General features: G+C 74.7%; 18 protein-coding genes. 4 read left to right on the top strand and 14 right to left on the bottom strand.

Translation table 11 applies throughout. The features are described 5' to 3' along the window. Positions 1-8: 8 nt before the first annotated feature. From ABZW14_RS03810 to ABZW14_RS03775, 8 genes are all read right to left on the bottom strand, one after another. Positions 9-1,373, bottom strand: coding sequence for a DUF58 domain-containing protein (locus tag ABZW14_RS03810; RefSeq protein WP_355339191.1), 1,365 nt, complete (start codon positions 1,371-1,373; stop codon positions 9-11). Then, entirely contained in the window at positions 1,373-2,380 is a 1,008-nt protein-coding gene (locus ABZW14_RS03805; protein ID WP_355339188.1) for a MoxR family ATPase, read from the bottom strand. Before ABZW14_RS03805 ends, ABZW14_RS03810 begins: the two co-directional genes overlap by 1 nt. After that, complete coding sequence (locus tag ABZW14_RS03800; protein WP_355339185.1) at positions 2,380-2,961, bottom strand: hypothetical protein; 582 nt, start codon at positions 2,959-2,961, stop codon at positions 2,380-2,382. The genes ABZW14_RS03805 and ABZW14_RS03800 overlap by 1 nt, the downstream gene beginning before the upstream one ends. Then, entirely contained in the window at positions 2,958-3,695 is a 738-nt protein-coding gene (locus tag ABZW14_RS03795) for a DUF4129 domain-containing protein (protein ID WP_355339182.1), read from the bottom strand. The genes ABZW14_RS03800 and ABZW14_RS03795 overlap by 4 nt, the downstream gene beginning before the upstream one ends. A gap of 20 nt (positions 3,696-3,715) precedes the next feature. Further along, a complete protein-coding gene (locus ABZW14_RS03790; RefSeq protein ID WP_355339179.1) occupies positions 3,716-4,456 on the bottom strand; it encodes a uracil-DNA glycosylase in 741 nt (246 codons plus the stop codon). After that, positions 4,449-5,162, bottom strand: coding sequence for a dienelactone hydrolase family protein (locus ABZW14_RS03785; protein WP_355339176.1), 714 nt, complete (start codon positions 5,160-5,162; stop codon positions 4,449-4,451). Before ABZW14_RS03785 ends, ABZW14_RS03790 begins: the two co-directional genes overlap by 8 nt. Positions 5,163-5,432: 270 nt before the next feature. Continuing rightward, on the bottom strand, positions 5,433-6,434 hold the full coding sequence (locus tag ABZW14_RS03780) for a hypothetical protein (protein WP_355339173.1): 1,002 nt from the start codon (positions 6,432-6,434) through the stop codon (positions 5,433-5,435). After that, the gene (locus ABZW14_RS03775; protein ID WP_254332588.1) at positions 6,431-6,763 is read right to left on the bottom strand and encodes a PadR family transcriptional regulator; all 333 of its coding nucleotides are present in this window, start codon (positions 6,761-6,763) and stop codon (positions 6,431-6,433) included. Before ABZW14_RS03775 ends, ABZW14_RS03780 begins: the two co-directional genes overlap by 4 nt. Before the next feature lie 61 nt (positions 6,764-6,824). Here ABZW14_RS03775 and ABZW14_RS03770 point away from each other — a divergent pair, with 61 nt between their 5' ends. Then, entirely contained in the window at positions 6,825-7,454 is a 630-nt protein-coding gene (locus tag ABZW14_RS03770) for a LysE family translocator (RefSeq protein ID WP_355339170.1), read from the top strand. Positions 7,455-7,538: 84 nt separating this feature from the next. Continuing rightward, on the top strand, positions 7,539-8,231 hold the full coding sequence (locus tag ABZW14_RS03765) for a hypothetical protein (protein ID WP_355339167.1): 693 nt from the start codon (positions 7,539-7,541) through the stop codon (positions 8,229-8,231). 8 nt (positions 8,232-8,239) lie between these two features. Here the strand turns inward: ABZW14_RS03765 and ABZW14_RS03760 are convergent, their stop codons facing one another. From ABZW14_RS03760 to eno, 6 genes are all read right to left on the bottom strand, one after another. Continuing rightward, positions 8,240-8,590: a VOC family protein gene (locus tag ABZW14_RS03760; RefSeq protein WP_355339164.1), complete on the bottom strand. Its 351-nt coding sequence runs from the start codon at positions 8,588-8,590 to the stop codon at positions 8,240-8,242. Between the two features lie 19 nt (positions 8,591-8,609). Continuing rightward, on the bottom strand, positions 8,610-9,539 hold the full coding sequence (locus tag ABZW14_RS03755; protein WP_355339429.1) for a Ppx/GppA phosphatase family protein: 930 nt from the start codon (positions 9,537-9,539) through the stop codon (positions 8,610-8,612). Between the two features lie 70 nt (positions 9,540-9,609). Next, positions 9,610-10,122, bottom strand: a complete 513-nt coding sequence (locus tag ABZW14_RS03750) for an amino-acid N-acetyltransferase (protein ID WP_355339161.1) — start codon at positions 10,120-10,122, stop codon at positions 9,610-9,612. A gap of 1 nt (position 10,123) precedes the next feature. Next, positions 10,124-10,681, bottom strand: a complete 558-nt coding sequence (locus tag ABZW14_RS03745; RefSeq protein ID WP_154230005.1) for a DUF501 domain-containing protein — start codon at positions 10,679-10,681, stop codon at positions 10,124-10,126. Between the two features lie 23 nt (positions 10,682-10,704). After that, positions 10,705-11,340, bottom strand: coding sequence for a septum formation initiator family protein (locus ABZW14_RS03740; RefSeq protein WP_355339158.1), 636 nt, complete (start codon positions 11,338-11,340; stop codon positions 10,705-10,707). A 29-nt stretch (positions 11,341-11,369) separates the two neighbouring features. Continuing rightward, positions 11,370-12,653 carry a phosphopyruvate hydratase gene (gene eno, locus ABZW14_RS03735; protein ID WP_355339155.1) on the bottom strand — a complete coding sequence of 428 codons (1,284 nt, stop codon included), beginning with the start codon at positions 12,651-12,653 and terminating at the stop codon, positions 11,370-11,372. Positions 12,654-12,865: 212 nt separating this feature from the next. On the opposite strand from eno, the gene ABZW14_RS03730 reads away from it, so the two are divergent. Next, entirely contained in the window at positions 12,866-13,558 is a 693-nt protein-coding gene (locus ABZW14_RS03730) for a hypothetical protein (protein WP_355339152.1), read from the top strand. After that, positions 13,555-14,460, top strand: a complete 906-nt coding sequence (locus ABZW14_RS03725) for an NUDIX domain-containing protein (protein WP_355339149.1) — start codon at positions 13,555-13,557, stop codon at positions 14,458-14,460. The genes ABZW14_RS03730 and ABZW14_RS03725 overlap by 4 nt, the downstream gene beginning before the upstream one ends.

The raw sequence follows: 14,460 nt of genomic DNA, 5'->3' as shown, positions 1-14,460 counted from the left end.
CCTCGCGCTCACCGCATACCCGCCCTCGGCGCGGTGGCCAGGCGGGCCACGTCGCGCAGCACCTGGTCGAGGCTGCCGGCGCCGGCCCAGCGCACCACCGGCACGCCGTGCTCGCGCAGTTGGCCGATCATCGTGTCCCGGTCCAGCCGCCACAGCCGGTACGCCACCTCGGCCCAGCCGCGGTCCTTCGGCACCGGCAACTCGGCCGGCAGGGTGTCCACGGCGACCACGAACCGTCCACCCTGGGCCATCCGGGCCAGCATCTGCGCCGACCGCTCGTCGAGCAGCGGGGTGAGCACCACCACCAGCGCGTCCGAGGAGAGCAGCTGCCCGCCGAAGACCTGGTCGTACGGCTCATGCGGGGAGGACTCGGCCTTGACGTCGAGCAGCCACTCCAGCACGGTCAGGTACTGCCGGCGGCCGGTGGCCGGGCGCAGCCGGCGGGCGCCGGGACCGTATTCCAGCAGCGCCACCCGGTCGCCCCGGTGCAGGTAGTGCTCGGCGATCGCGGCGGCCGCCCGGACGGTGGTGTCCAGCACGGACGCCGCCCCGCGTACGCCGCCGGAGCGGCCCGCCTCGGCCAGCACGTCGAGCAGCACCACCACCTCGGCGTCCCGGTCGGAGAGGGTGGCCGCCACGTGCAGTTGACGGGCCCGCAGCGAGACCCGCCAGTCGATCCGGCGCAGCCGGTCCCCCGGCGCGAAGACGCGTACCCCGGCCAGCTCGCCGCCCTCCCCCGGCCGGCGCGAGTGGTGCGCGCCGACCAGACCCGCCGCCCGGGGCATCGCCTCGACCGCCTCGAACGGCTCGGTCATCGGGTAGACCCGCATCCGGACCGCGTCGGTGATCACGGCCCGCGACACCAGCAGCCCGTCCGCGGCGGCGACCCGCGCGCCGGCCGGCCCGATCGGGTGCCGCCCCCAGCGCAGCGCCGTCCCGGTCAGCTCCAGGTCGACGGCCGAGCCGGACGGCACCGAGGTGACGAAGGGCCGGTCGGCGCCGCCGGAACGGCTCACGTCCACCCCGGTCCCGCCGAAGCCGACCTTCTCCACCCGCAGCCAGCGCGACATCCGGGTCCGCACCACCGCCACGTCGTAGGAGACGGTGTCCGGGTTCGCCACCCCCACCGTGGCGGTCATCGGCGCGCCCTCCACCAGGTGCGCGTCCTGGACGCCGATCTCCAGGTCGGGCAGCGCGGTGGGCCGGCGGTGCAGCGCGTACGCGGTGCCCAGCGCGAACGGGGTGGCCAGCACGACGAGGTCGATCCGGCCGAGCAGCACGGCGGCGACCAGCAGCAGACCGGTGAGCAGCACGGCCCGGCCGAGCGCCCGGGTGGGCGCCCAGCCGCTGGCCGGTTCCTGACGGTCGGCCATCAGCGCCCGGACGGTCCGGCCGCGTAGCTGGGCAGCGCGCCGCTGGCCGGGGCGGGAGTGGACTCCAGCACCTCACCGACCACGAAGGACGGATCCACCCGGCGCAGCCACATCTCCGGCCGCAGGGTGATCCGGTGTGCCAGCGCGGGCGCGGCCACCGCCTTGACGTCCTCCGGCACCACGTAGTCGCGGTTGGCGAGCACGGCGCGGACCCGGGACAGCAGCAGCAGCGCGAGCGAGCCGCGTGGCGAGGCGCCGACCAGCGCGGACGGGTGCTCCCGGGTGGCCGCGGTCAGCGCCACGATGTACCGGCCGATCGAGTCCTCGACCACCACGTCCTCCAGCGCGGCCTGCATGGCACGCAGCGTGGCGGCGTCCACCACCGGCTTGATCTCGGCCTCCTCGCGGCGGCGGGCGATCCGCCGTTGCAGCACCTCCCACTCCTCGTCGTGGTTCGGGTAGCCGAACGAGACCCGGAGCAGGAACCGGTCGAGCTGCGCCTCGGGCAGCGGGTACGTGCCCTCGTACTCGATCGGGTTGGCGGTGGCGAGCACGTGGAACGGCTCGTCCAGCCGGTAGGTGACGCCCTCGACCGAGACCTGCTTCTCCTGCATGGCCTCCAGCAGCGCCGACTGGGTCTTCGGCGGGGTCCGGTTGATCTCGTCGGCGAGCAGCAGGTTGGTGAAGACCGGGCCGGCCCGGAACGAGAAGTCCCCGCTGCGCTGGTCGTAGAGGAAGGAGCCGGTGACGTCGGCGGGGAGCAGGTCCGGGGTGAACTGGAGACGGCGGAAGTCCAGCCCGAGGGCCTGGGCGAACGAGCGCGCGGTGAGCGTCTTCCCGAGGCCGGGCAGATCCTCCAGCAGCACGTGGCCGCCGGCCAGGATGCCGGCCAGGACCAGCTCCAGCGCCTCCCGCTTGCCGACCACGACCGTGCCGACCGCGTCCAGCACCGCGCGGGCCAGCCGGCCGACCTCGGCGGGGGGCATGCTCCGGTCCACGTCGTTCATCACAGCTTCTCCAGTTCGGCGACGATCACCGCGAGGTCGCGCGGCGACGGGGGGCGGCGGGCGGGGGTGCCGAGGAACGTCCACAGCGGCTCGCCCAGCAGGGCGCGGGCGCGGGCCGGGTCGGACTCGCGGGTGACGCCGTGCTTCTGGCGCAACCGCTCGTCGGCCAGCTCGCCGAGGCGGGGCAGCACCCGCCCGGTGAACCGCTCCCGGTTGTCGGAGCACCAGTCCAGCGGGCGTTCCCACCCGTTGATCGCGGCGCGCAAAGCGTCCCGGGAGGCCCAGTTCCAGGTGTCGGGTTCCTCACCGGCCGGCGCGCGGGCGCCGGCCCGGGACGGCGGCGGGGGCGACAGCTCGGCGGTGACCCGGCGGACGGCGAGCACGGCGAGCACGCCCGCCACGACGATCCACAGGGACACCTGGAGGCCGACCGCGCGCAGCCCGACGACGACCACCACCGTGATCGCGGCGGTGACCGCGAGGCTGCGCAGCACCCAGCGCGTCCGCCCGCCGCCGGGCCGCCGCGCCTCCTCGGCGGGCTCCTCGCCGAACGAGAGCAGGTCGTCGATGCTCGTGCTCATGCCGTCGCCTCATCGGGGGCCGCCGAGGTCAGCTCGCCGCGCAGCCGGCGCAGGGCGGCTCGGGCCTGGTCACGCATCCGCTCGTCCACGGTGTGGGTGGCGTAGCGGGCCTCGCGGTAGACGTGCGCGAAACCGTCCAGCACGTCGGCGCTGACGATCGCCGGGACACCGGCCGCCGGGTCGCCGCGCAGCAGCCGGCTGACCAGATCGGTGGGGGTGTCCCCGGCCCGCCGGGGCACCCCGGCCTCGCCGGCGGCCTCCTCCAGCCGGACCCAGCAGGCGATCACCGCGGTGCGCGGGTCGGTGGACCGGTCGTCCAGCTCCTCCAGGCCGGCGTCCAGCGCGGCCACCACCTCGCGGGCGGTGCCCTCGGCGGTGCGCCGGGCCCGCTGGGCGGGCACCGCACGGGTGGTCCGGCGCAGCGCCCCGCCGAACACGGTCCACAGCACGTACCCGACCGCGGCCAGCACGGCCGCACCGAGCACCACGACGGCGGCGGTCGCGAGCCAGCCCGGAATGCCGCCGGAGGTGGGCTCGCCGAGGTCCCGGGGCTCGACCGTGATCGAGGGCAGGGCTTCTGGGGAGGGGTAGTCCGGCACGTACGGGAGGTTGTCGGCGGCGGGCGGGATGCGGCTCGCCCCGATGGCGGAGTGCCCGGCGGCGAGCGCGCCGACGGCGAGCAGCAGGATCACCGCCGCGACCGGCCACCACCTGCGCAGCACGCCGAGGTCCATCCCACCGCCCCACGCATTCCTCAGTCCACCCCGGCCAGGTCCTTGGCCCGCGCGAACACGTCGTCCAACATCGCTGGTGTCAGCCGCCCCGTGAAGGTGTTCTGCTGGCTGACGTGATAGCAGCCGAGCAGTGCCGGTGCGGATGTGCCGGACCAGTGTGCCCCATGGCCGAAGGCCGGGCGCGGAGTGGGCGGGCGCTGTCCGTAGACATCGCGCAACACCGGCCACCACGCGGCCCAGGCGAACGCGCCCAGCGCGACCACGACACGCAGGGTGGGCCGGATCAGCGCGACCTCGCGGTGCAGCCACGGCGCGCAGGTGTCCCGCTCGACCGGGGTGGGCTTGTTGTCCGGCGGGGCGCAGCGCACGGCGGCGAAGATGCGGGTGTGCCGCAGGGCCAGGCCGTCGTCGGCGGACACACTGGTCGCCTGGTTGGCCAGCCCGGCCCGGTGCAGCGCGGCGAAGAGCACGTCGCCGGAGCGGTCCCCCGTGAAGATCCGGCCGGTGCGGTTGCCGCCGTGCGCGGCGGGCGCCAGGCCGAGGACGCCGATCCGCGCGTCGGGCGGGCCGAAGCCGGGCACCGGCCGGCCCCAGTAGGTCTGGTCGCGGAAGGCGGCCCGCTTGACCCGGGCCACATCCTCCCGCCAGGCGACCAGCCGGGGACAGGCGAAGCAGTTGCTCACCGCACCGTCGAGGTCGGCCAGGTCGGTCGCCCGCGCGGCGCGGGCGACCACCTCGGCGGGGGTACGCGGCTCAGCCAAGCTTGGCCCGGAAGAGTTCCAGCGTGCGGGCCCAGGCCGTGGCGGCGGCCCGCTGGTCGAAGTGCTCCGGCCGGTCCTCGTTGAAGAACGCGTGCGCGGTGCCCGGGTAGTCGTAGGTCTGGCAGGTCCCGCCGGCCGTCTCGATGGCCCGGCGGACGCTCTGCACCCCGTCGGCGGCGGAGAGGCCGTCCGCCTCGGAGCAGTGGATGAGCGCGGCTTTGCCGGCGTAGCCGGCCCAGCCGGTGCGGCCCGCGTCGTCCGCCGCTCCGGCGCGCATGCCGTCCCAGGGCAGCCGCGGGTAGAAGCCGGCGGTGGCGACGATCCGCTCGGAGAAGGTGCCGGACCAGAGGGCCAGGCTCGCGCCGGCGCAGAACCCGGCGCAGCCCACCTTGCCGGCGACCTCGGGCCGGTCGGCCAGGTATTCGGCGGCGGCCGCGATGTCGCTCGCCGCCTCGTCCATCTGGGTGCTGTTCAGCATCTGCCGGGGCTCACTCGGCTTGCTCGCCGGGCCGCCGTGCCGGAAGTCGGGCGCCAGCGCGACGAAGCCGGCGTCCGCGAAACGGTCCACGACCGCCCGGACGTGGGGCACCAGGCCCCACCAGTCCTGGATGACGATGACCGCCGGGCTGGCCGCACCGCCGGAGGGTATCGCGAGATACCCCTCGCTCGTCCCCCCGTTGCCGGTGAAGCTCACCATCTCGCCCATGGTCCCGTCCTCCTAGCGGTCAGTCATCGTTGGCTGGTCGCACAGTGGGTGTTACGTGCGGGTAGCGTGCCACGCGCTCACCGGCCCGGGGAAGACGAAAGAACAGTGGCATTCACCTCCCGTTCGCCTGCCGGACCGGGCGGCGCGGGCGGCGGTCCGTGTCCGGCCGGCTGCTGTGGCGCGTTCCGGGGACCGGCCCCGGTGGGACGCCTCCACGGTGGACGTGACGAGGGGCGCCCGCCGGTCGGCGGGCGCCCCTCGGGATCGGCGTCAGCGGGTCGGTGCCGGCGCCGGTGTGCTCGCACCGGGCGCGGCCGACGGGCTCACGGTCGGCGCGGGCGTGAGGCTTTCGCTCGGGGCGGGGGTGGGGCTTCCGCCCGCCGGCGCGGTGGCACTCACGGTCGGCGCGGGCGCGGCCGGTGCCGGTGGCCCGAAGGGCGCCCGGTCGGGGCAGTACGGGTACGCGTTGCGCGGCGGGGGCATGTTGCCGGTCCCGTCCAGGCAGGTCGGCCAGCCGAGCCGGATCGGCACGCCGTTCTGGTCGAAGAGCTGGGCGTTGCGGATCAGCCGCCCCTCCTGGTCGTAGACGAAGACGTCCTCGACCGAGTCGTACCGGTCGCCGACCGAGACCTCCCGGTAGCTGCCGAACTGGTCGGAGCTGGCGTGCTGGTCGACGTTGACCAGCATGGCGAAGGAGAAGATCAGCAGCGCCGCGGTGCCGAGCCGCATCAGCCGCCGCGGCCAGCCCCGGAGGCCGGGTGCGCGCCGGCCCAGCCAGACCGACGCGAGGACCGTGCCGGCGAGCAGGAACAGGCCGGCCAGCACGCTGCCGTCGAGCCGCGGGAGCAGCCCCGAGGGCTCCTGGAGCACCACGGAGATCACCAGCGCCGCGAGCCAGCCGCGCAGCAGCCACCAGGCGGGGCGCAGCGGGCGGAGGAACTCGCTCACCGAGGACTGCCCGAGCAGCGGGCCGAGCTGGGCGTCGAGGGCCCGGAGCTGGGTGCCGGCGCGTGCCTGGGCGGCGGCCAGCCGGCGACCCCGCCGCCCGGAGCCGGCGCCCGCCTCGGCGCCGGCGGCGGCCCGCAGCTCGGCCGCGTACGCCTCCGGCTCGCCGAGCCGGTCGACAAGTGTGCCGTCGGCCTCGGCGGCCACCTCGGCGAGGTGCTCCGGCAGGTCCTCGGTCAGCTCGTCGCGGACGGCGGGCGGCAGGTCGGCCAGGGCGGCCCGCACCCGGTCGACGTAGCCCGCGATCTCCTGCCCAGTGACGGTCATGCCGCCATCCCCCGATCGTCCAGCAGTGCGTCCATGGTGGTGGCGAAGGAGCGCCAGGTCTTGCCGGAGCGGGTGAGCTGGTCCCGGCCGGCGGCGTTGAGTGAGTAGTACTTGCGGTGCGGGCCGGACTCGCTCGGCACCACGTAGGTGGTCAGCAGCCCGGCGGCGAAGAGCCGGCGCAGGGTGCCGTAGACCGAGGCGTCGCCGACCTCCTCCAGGCCGGCCTCGCGCAGCCGGCGGAGGATGTCGTAACCGTAGCCGTCCTCGTCCTTGAGCACGGCGAGAACGGCCAGGTCGAGCACGCCCTTGAGGAGCTGCGTCGTATCCACGCTCCGCACACTAGTGCGGATTGCGGAGTACCGTCAAGAACATGGTAGCTAGGCTCGGGGCGTGTCGTGGAGCAGCTACGCGTCCTTCCTCGTCTTCGCCACCGTGCTGATCCTCATCCCGGGGCCGGACTTCGCCGTGGTCACCCGCAACACCCTGGCCGCCGGCCGGCGCCGCGGCAGGTGGAGCGCGATCGGCGTGACGGCCTCCAACGCGGTGCAGGGGTTGGTCGCCGCCGCCGGGCTCGGCGCGCTCATCGTGCGCTCCCAGCCGCTCTTCGAGGCGATCCGCTGGGCCGGCGTGGCCTACCTGGCGTACCTCGGAGTACAGGCCTGGCGGTCGGCCTGGCAAGGCGACCATCCCCCGCTCGCCGGTGACGCCACCGCCGCGCCCGGGCAGGCGCTGACCGGGTTCCGGCAGGGCTTCCTGTCCAACATCACCAACCCGAAGGTGCTGGCGTTCTACCTGGCCGTGCTGCCGCAGTTCGTCGGCGGTGGGGCACCGGTCGGGGTACTGCTCGCCTTCGCGCTCAGCCACGCGGTGCTCAGCCTCGCGTACCTGCTGGTCCTGGTCTCGGCGCTCAACCGGGCGCGGGACCTGCTGTCCCGGCGACGGGTCCGGCGCTGGCTGGACGGGCTCACCGGAACGGCGCTGCTCGGCTTCGGCGCCCGCCTCGCCACCGAACGCACCTGACCCCGGCCGCCGTGGCTGCGGATCGCCCTTAAATTTCGCTTATGGGGCCTGCTCCTGAGCACGGAACATCGGTAAGTTGCCCGGATGCGACATCTCGGAACCGTGCTCGCCGCGGCCGTCGTCGGCCCGCTGGCCTGGATTCTCTTCGCCCTCGGACAGGACCGGTCGGAGCAGGCGTTCGCCGCCGCACAGAACGGCGGCGCGCTCGACAGCGCTGATTTCGTTCGGCCCGCTCTGGTGCTGGCCGCCGCCGGGATCGTGCTCGGGCTCATCGCCACGCTCCGGTTCTCGCCCCTGGGCGCGGCGCTGACCGGCCTGGCCTACTCGGCCAGCTACCTGGGCCTGCTGGTCAGCCCGACCGCAGTGACGAAGCTGTTCGACCACACGCTGACCCTGAGCGGCCACCAGGTCGACCTCGCGGCCCCGCTCCGGAACGGGACGACACTGCTGGTCGGCGCGCTGCTCCTCGTCGGGGTCGTGAGCATCCGCCGCTGGCAGCGGTGGCCGCAGCCCGCCGAGGCCACCCCCGCGCCGGCGCTGGCGGACGAGATCCCGCCCGCCGACGAGCGGAACCGTCCACTGGGCGCGGACGGCCTCGGGCTGGCCACGCCGCGCAGCACGCCCGAGCCGGAACGGGTCCGGGTCGGCGCCACCGCCGGAGCCGGCGGTTCGGACTGGGCCGGCCGTTCGGACTGGGCCGGGTTGCTGTCGGGCGGCTCCGCGGACGGGCCCCGGCGGTCGTCGGACTGGCCGCGCCGGCGACGTGACTTGCCCTGACCAGCCGGCTACCCGTGGTGCTGGGTCACGTTGACCACCGTGCCGTCCGGGTCCCGGACGAAAAACCGGCGTAGCCCCCACGGCTCGTCCGTCAACGGGTAGGCGATGTCGGCCCCGGCCTCCACACACCGGGCGTACACGTCGTCGAGGTCGTCCACCTCGATCGACACGTCGGCGTGGATCCCGGCCTTGACGTCCAGCTTCATCACCGAGAGCTGGACCTCACGGACCTCGCCGCCGAAGAACCGGATCCAGTCGAGCCCGTCACCGCCGCCGAGCCCGATCAGGTCGCGGTAGAAGCGGCCGCTCGCCTCGAAGTCGGCCGAGAGGATGTTCGGCGTGATTCGCCTGACTGCCATCCGCCGACCCTAGACCGCCTCAGGCCAGGGACCAGGCGATGCCGTCGAGGATGTCGTGTTCGGAGGCGACGACCGAGGGCATCCCGGCGCGCTCCATGATGACCCGCAGCACCAGCGCGCCCGCCCCGATCACGTCGGCCCGGCCCGGGTGCATCACGGGGATCGCCAGCCGCTGCTCGCGGGTCTTGCCCAGCAGGTCGGCGGTGACGTCGGCGACCTGCTCGTACGACACCCGGGCGTGGTGGATGCGCTCCGGGTCGTACTCCTGGAGGCCTTGGGCGATCGCGACCACGGTGGTGACGGACCCGGCCAGCCCGACCAGCGTGGCGGCCTCCCGGCCCGGCACGGCCGCCAGCGCCCGGTCCACCGCGACCGCGATGTCGGCCTGCGCGGCGGCGATCTCGTCCAGGCCGGGCGGGTCGCCGTGCAGGTGGCGCTCGGTCATCCGGACGCAGCCGATGTCCATCGAGATGGCCGCCTGGACGCCGCCCTCGCGGGTGCCCACCACGAACTCGGTGGAGCCGCCGCCGATGTCGACCACCAGGTAGGGCGGCTCGGCGTCGGCGGGCAGGCCCCGGACGGCGCCGGTGAAGGAGAGCCGGGCCTCCTCGTCGCCGGTGACCACCTCGGGCGCGACGCCGAGGGTCTGCTCGACCATCGCCCGGAAGTCGGCGGCGTTCGAGGCGTCGCGGGAGGCGGAGGTGGCGCACATCCGCACCCGCTCGGCGCCCAGCTTCTCGATCTCCGCCGCGTACTCGGCGAGCGCCACGCGGGTGCGTTCGATCGCCTCGGGCGCCAGCCGCCCGGTCTTGTCGACGCCCTGGCCCAGCCGGACGATCTCCATCCGGCGGCTCCGGTCGACCAGCGGCGCCTGCGGCCCGGCGGACGGGTCGGGCAGGTCGGCGACCAGCAGTCGGATCGAGTTGGTCCCGCAGTCGATGGCGGCCACACGCGTCGTCACGGCTGCCACCCTACGGCAGCCGACTCGGCTCGGTCCGCGATGTGGCGACGGCCGGCGCTCAGAGGCGCAGCAGCATGCGGCTGTTGCCGAGGGTGTTCGGCTTGACCCGCTCCAGGTCGAGGAACTCGGCGACACCCTCGTCGTAGGAGCGCAGGAGCTGCTCGTAGACCGGCTGCGGCACCGGGGCGCCGTCGATCTCGCGGAAGCCGAACGAGCCGAAGAACCCGGTCTCGAAGGTGAGCACGAAGATCCGGGCGACGCCCAGCTCGCGGGCCGCGTCGATCAGCTCGCCGACGATCCGGTGCCCGATCTTGTGGCCCCGGCAGGACGGGTCGACCGCGACCGTGCGGATCTCGGCGAGGTCCTCCCACATCACGTGCAGCGCGCCGCAGCCGACCACCGTGCCGTCGGGCGTCACCGCCACCCGGAACTCCTGCACGTCCTCGTAGAGGGTGACGGTGGCCTTGCTGAGCAGCCGCCGGTCATCGGTGTAGGTGTCCACCAGCCGCCGGATGCCGCGCACGTCGCCGGTGCGGGCGCGGCGGACCACGATCTCGTCGGTGGCGGTCATCTCACTCCGCCGCGGGCACGTCCACGCAGGGGCCCGCGGCCCACCACTTCTCCACCAGGGCGAGGGTCTCGTCGCCGAACGGGTTGACCCCCGGCCCGGCGGCGAGCGCGTGCCCGAGGTGCACGTGCAGGCACTTCACCCGCCCCGGCATGCCGCCGGCCGAGATGCCGGCGATCTCCGGCACCTGGCCGATCGCCTCGCGGCGGGCCAGGTAGTCCTCGTGCGCCGCCCGGTAGCGGGCGGCCAGCTCCGGGTCCTCGGCGAGCCGCTCGGCCATCTCCTTCATGAGCCCGGCCGACTCCAGCCGGCTGCACGCCGCGGTGGCCCGCGGGCAGGTCAGGTAGAACAGCGTCGGGAAGGGCGTGCCGTCGGCCAGCCGGGGCGTCGTCTCCACCACGTCGGGCAGGCCGCACGGGCACCGGTGGGCCACCGCCCGGGTGCCGCGGGGCGGGCGTCCGAGCTGCGCGGCCACCGCGGCCAGGTCGGCCTCGGTGGCCGGCTGGCGCTCCGGCGGGGGTACGGATTCCGCCGCCGGATCCTGCGGTGGTACGACGCTCACGGGTGCCTGTCTCTCCTCGGTGCTCACTTGTCCGGGCGCTCGGCGTTGGCCGCCTGCACGCTCGACCACAGGGTGCCGTACCAGGGGTCCGGCGGCTTCGGCGGCCCCGGCTTCGCCCCCTTGCCGGCGTCCTTGGCGGCGCCCTCCGGGTCGGAGAGCACCACGAGCAGCGTCTCGCCGGGGCGGCCCATGAAGAACCGCTCCCGGGCCTGCGTCTCGATGTACGCCGGGTCCTGCCACTTCTCCGCCTCAGCGGAGAGGTCCTGGATCAGCTCCCGCTGGCGCGCCTGGGACGCCTCCATGCGCTCGATGTCGGCCTGCTGGTCCAGGTAGACCCGGACCGGATAGGTGTAGGCCAGGGCGAGCGCGATCAGCACCGCGAAGAGCACGGTGGCGCGCCCGGTGAAGCGCCGGGGTTGGGGTGCGGTGAGCCGCTTGACCGTGCCACCGGCCGCGGCACGCCGGGCCGCCGCGGGGCGGCTCGCGGAGCGTACCCCCTCGGTGGCGCGGCCGGCGCCGGGCGACCGGCCGGCGGCGCGCGGCTCGGCGCGGACGCCGGAGTCGCGGACCGACGACCGGACCCGGGCCGCGCCCGGCCGGCCGGCCTGACCCGGCCGACGGGCGGGCCGCTGGCCACCCGGTGTGCGGCGCTGCTGCATCGTCACACCCCTCCCCCGGAGCTCTCGGCTCAGGCCGAACGGTAGCGCGGGAACGCGCCGGCGCCGGCGTACCGCGCCGCGTCGGCCAGCTCCTCCTCGATCCGCAGGAGCTGGTTGTACTTCGCGACCCGGTCGGAGCGGGCCGGGGCCCCGGTCTTGATCTGACCGCAGCCGGTGGCGACCGCCAGGTCGGCGATGGTGGTGTCCTCGGTCTCGCCGGAGCGGTGGCTCATCATGCACTTGAAGCCCGCCCGGTGGGCCAGGTCGACCGCGTCCAGGGTCTCGGTCAGCGAGCCGATCTGGTTGACCTTCACGAGGACCGCGTTGGCGGCCCGCTCGGTGATGCCCCGGGCGATGCGCTGCGGGTTGGTGACGAACAGGTCGTCGCCGACGATCTGGATCCGGTCGCCGAGCGCCGCCGTGAGGGTGGCCCAGCCGCTCCAGTCGTCCTCGGACAGCGGGTCCTCGATGGAGACGATCGGGTAGTCGCCGACGAGCTTGGTGTAGTAGTTGCTCATCTCCTCGGCGGTCTTCGCGGTGCCCTCGAAGGTGTAACTGCCGTTGTCGAAGAACTCGGTGGCGGCCACGTCGAGGGCGAAGACGATGTCGGTGCCGAGCCGGTAGCCGGCCTTCTCGACGGCTTCGGCGATCAGGTCGAGCGCGGCGGCGTTGGTGGGCAGGTTCGGGGCGAAGCCGCCCTCGTCGCCGAGGCCGGTCGACAGGTCCTTCTTCTTCAGCACCGACTTCAGCGCGTGGTAGACCTCGGCGCCGGAGCGCAGCGCGTCGCGGAAGGTGGGCGCGCCGATCGGCGCGATCATGAACTCCTGGATGTCGACGTTCGAGTCGGCGTGCGCGCCGCCGTTGAGGATGTTCATCATCGGCACCGGGAGCAGGTGCGCGTTCGGGCCGCCCAGGTAGCGGAAGAGGCTCAGCTCGGCGCTGCCCGCGGCGGCCTTCGCCACGGCCAGCGAGACGCCCAGGATGGCGTTGGCGCCCAGCTCGCCCTTGTTGTCGGAGCCGTCGATGTCGATCATCTTCTGGTCGATCAGCCGCTGCTCGCTGGCCTCGTAGCCGATGAGCTGATCGACGATCTTGTCCTCGATGTTGGCGACGGCCTTCTCGACACCCTTGCCCAGGTAGCGGTCCTTGTCACCGTCGCGCAGCTCGACCGCCTCGAAGGCGCCGGTGGAGGCGCCGGACGGCACCGCGGCGCGGGCGATCGTGCCGTCGTCGAGCCCGACCTCGACCTCGACCGTCGGGTTGCCCCGCGAGTCCAGGATCTCCCGGGCGACGATTCCCTCGATGGTTGCCACTGAGTCGCTCCTCGTTTGTGTGTTCCGGTCCGGTATGGGCCGCGACGGTGCGGCTGAGGCAGGTGTTGAACGCAGCGTATCGGTCCCCGCCCTCGCGTATGCCCTTCGGGGCCGCACCCCGGCGAGCGGGTGACACGGACATTCCCGGATTCTCCGGCCTCAACCGACAACGGGTTTGCGAGAGGTTGCGTCGATCGACAAGGCTGGGCGGCATGCCCGCCGCCTCGACGACTCTCCGCGTGCTCGCCGCCTCGGCCATCGTGTCGCTCTCGGTCACCGGCTGCCAGGCTCTCGACGACACCGGGGTCGCCCTCGGGCGGGCCGATCTCGTCAACGACCTGACCGCCCGGATGGACCGGGCACTGGAGCAGACCTGGGCCGCCGACTACCAGCTCAGCGGCGGCCGGACCGCGTCGATCGCGCAGACCAAGGAGCCGCTGCGCTCCTCGTACACCTGGCCGGACGGCAAGATCACCGTGACCCAGGAGGCGGTGACCCGGTGCGCCAACACGGCCGGGCGCACCGCGTGCACCGTGTCGCCGCCGGTGCTGACCGCCGGCAAGCCCTCGGTGATCGTCTACGGCGAGGCGCGCAAGCACGGGCTCGTCACCCCACCGGCGGTGATCCGGTTGCTCACCGACGCGGCCCTCGACCCCGACGCCGACATCGAACAGAGCGACACCACGCTGGCCGGACACCACGCCACCTGCGTCGACGTCACCCGGGCCGGCGACCGCTTCAGCGCCTGCGTGACCAGCGAGGGCGTGCTGGGCAGCTTCACCGGCACCCTCGACGGCAAGCCGGCGGAGGTCACCCTGAGCCGCTACACCGACACGGTCGAGTCGGCCGCCTTCGACGTGCCGGCCGGGGCGGGCGTGGTCGACCGCCGCACCGCCACGTCGTGAGCCTCGGCGGCACCCGCGCGCCGGGCGACGCCGACGCGGCCGGGACAGGCGGGCCCGGTCGCACACCGCCCGCGCCCGCCGGCTTCCGGCCCACCGCCGACCACGGCCGGTCCCCGCATCCGGACGACCTGGCCCTGCCGGTGGCCGGGCGCCGGCTGCTGACCGGCCCGGACGGGCGGTTCCCCCGGATCGGCGAGCTGCCCGCCGGGCTCGACTGGGTGCCGGTCGGCACGCTGGACGGGGTGCCGGCCTGGGCGGCCGAGGCCGCCGACCCCGAGGCGCTGACCGGCCGCTGGCGCGGCTGGCGGGGCCTCGCCGCCGAGCTGCCCGCGGCACAGGCCGACCTGGCCGGGCGGGCGCTCGCCGTGGCCACCTGGCGGCGTACGCACCGGTGGTGCGGGGCCTGCCGGGCCGAGCTGGCCGACGTGCCGGGCGAGACCGCACGGCGCTGCCCGGCCTGCGAGCTGACCGTGTTCCTGCCGCTCTCCGTCGCGGTGCTCGTGGCGATCACCCGCCCCGGCCGGTCCGGCGGCCCCGAGGAGCTGCTGCTGGTCCGGCACGCGTACGGGCCGACCGACCTGTGGGCGCTGGTCGCCGGGTTCGTCGAGGCGGGCGAGTCGCTGGAGGCGGCCGCCCACCGGGAGGTCGCCGAGGAGGTCGGCCTGACCATCGGGCGACCCACCTACGTGGACAGCCAGCCCTGGGCGATGTCCGGCCCGGGCACCCTGCTCGCCGGCTTCACCGCCGTCGTCACCGACCCGTCCGCCGAACCGGCGGTGGACCCGAGGGAGCTGACCGAGGCCCGCTGGTTCCCGGTGGACGCGCTGCCCGCGGAGCTGCCCCCGGCGTACTCCCTGTCGCGCTGGCTGGTCGACGCGGTCGCCGCCCGCGGGCGGCGCTGA

It is taken from the genome of Micromonospora sp. NPDC004551 (assembly GCF_040609975.1).
GTDB lineage: Bacteria > Actinomycetota > Actinomycetes > Mycobacteriales > Micromonosporaceae > Micromonospora.
The sequence above is the reverse complement of the archived record's forward strand: the minus strand, read 5'-3'. Positions and strand labels throughout refer to the sequence as shown.

Bases quoted from the DNA above. Each gene is read 5' to 3' on its own strand.
- ABZW14_RS03765 (WP_355339167.1), top strand. From the start codon at position 7,539: ATGCGACATCTCGGAACCGTGCTCGCCGCGGCCGTCGTCGGCCCGCTG.
- ABZW14_RS03810 (WP_355339191.1), bottom strand. From the start codon at position 1,373: ATGGCCGACCGTCAGGAACCGGCCAGCGGCTGGGCGCCCACCCGGGCG.
- ABZW14_RS03760 (WP_355339164.1), bottom strand. From the start codon at position 8,590: ATGGCAGTCAGGCGAATCACGCCGAACATCCTCTCGGCCGACTTCGAG.
- ABZW14_RS03805 (WP_355339188.1), bottom strand. From the start codon at position 2,380: ATGAACGACGTGGACCGGAGCATGCCCCCCGCCGAGGTCGGCCGGCTG.
- ABZW14_RS03800 (WP_355339185.1), bottom strand. From the start codon at position 2,961: ATGAGCACGAGCATCGACGACCTGCTCTCGTTCGGCGAGGAGCCCGCC.
- ABZW14_RS03785 (WP_355339176.1), bottom strand. From the start codon at position 5,162: ATGGGCGAGATGGTGAGCTTCACCGGCAACGGGGGGACGAGCGAGGGG.
- ABZW14_RS03740 (WP_355339158.1), bottom strand. From the start codon at position 11,340: ATGCAGCAGCGCCGCACACCGGGTGGCCAGCGGCCCGCCCGTCGGCCG.
- ABZW14_RS03750 (WP_355339161.1), bottom strand. From the start codon at position 10,122: ATGACCGCCACCGACGAGATCGTGGTCCGCCGCGCCCGCACCGGCGAC.
- ABZW14_RS03795 (WP_355339182.1), bottom strand. From the start codon at position 3,695: ATGGACCTCGGCGTGCTGCGCAGGTGGTGGCCGGTCGCGGCGGTGATC.
- ABZW14_RS03780 (WP_355339173.1), bottom strand. From the start codon at position 6,434: ATGACCGTCACTGGGCAGGAGATCGCGGGCTACGTCGACCGGGTGCGG.
- ABZW14_RS03730 (WP_355339152.1), top strand. From the start codon at position 12,866: ATGCCCGCCGCCTCGACGACTCTCCGCGTGCTCGCCGCCTCGGCCATC.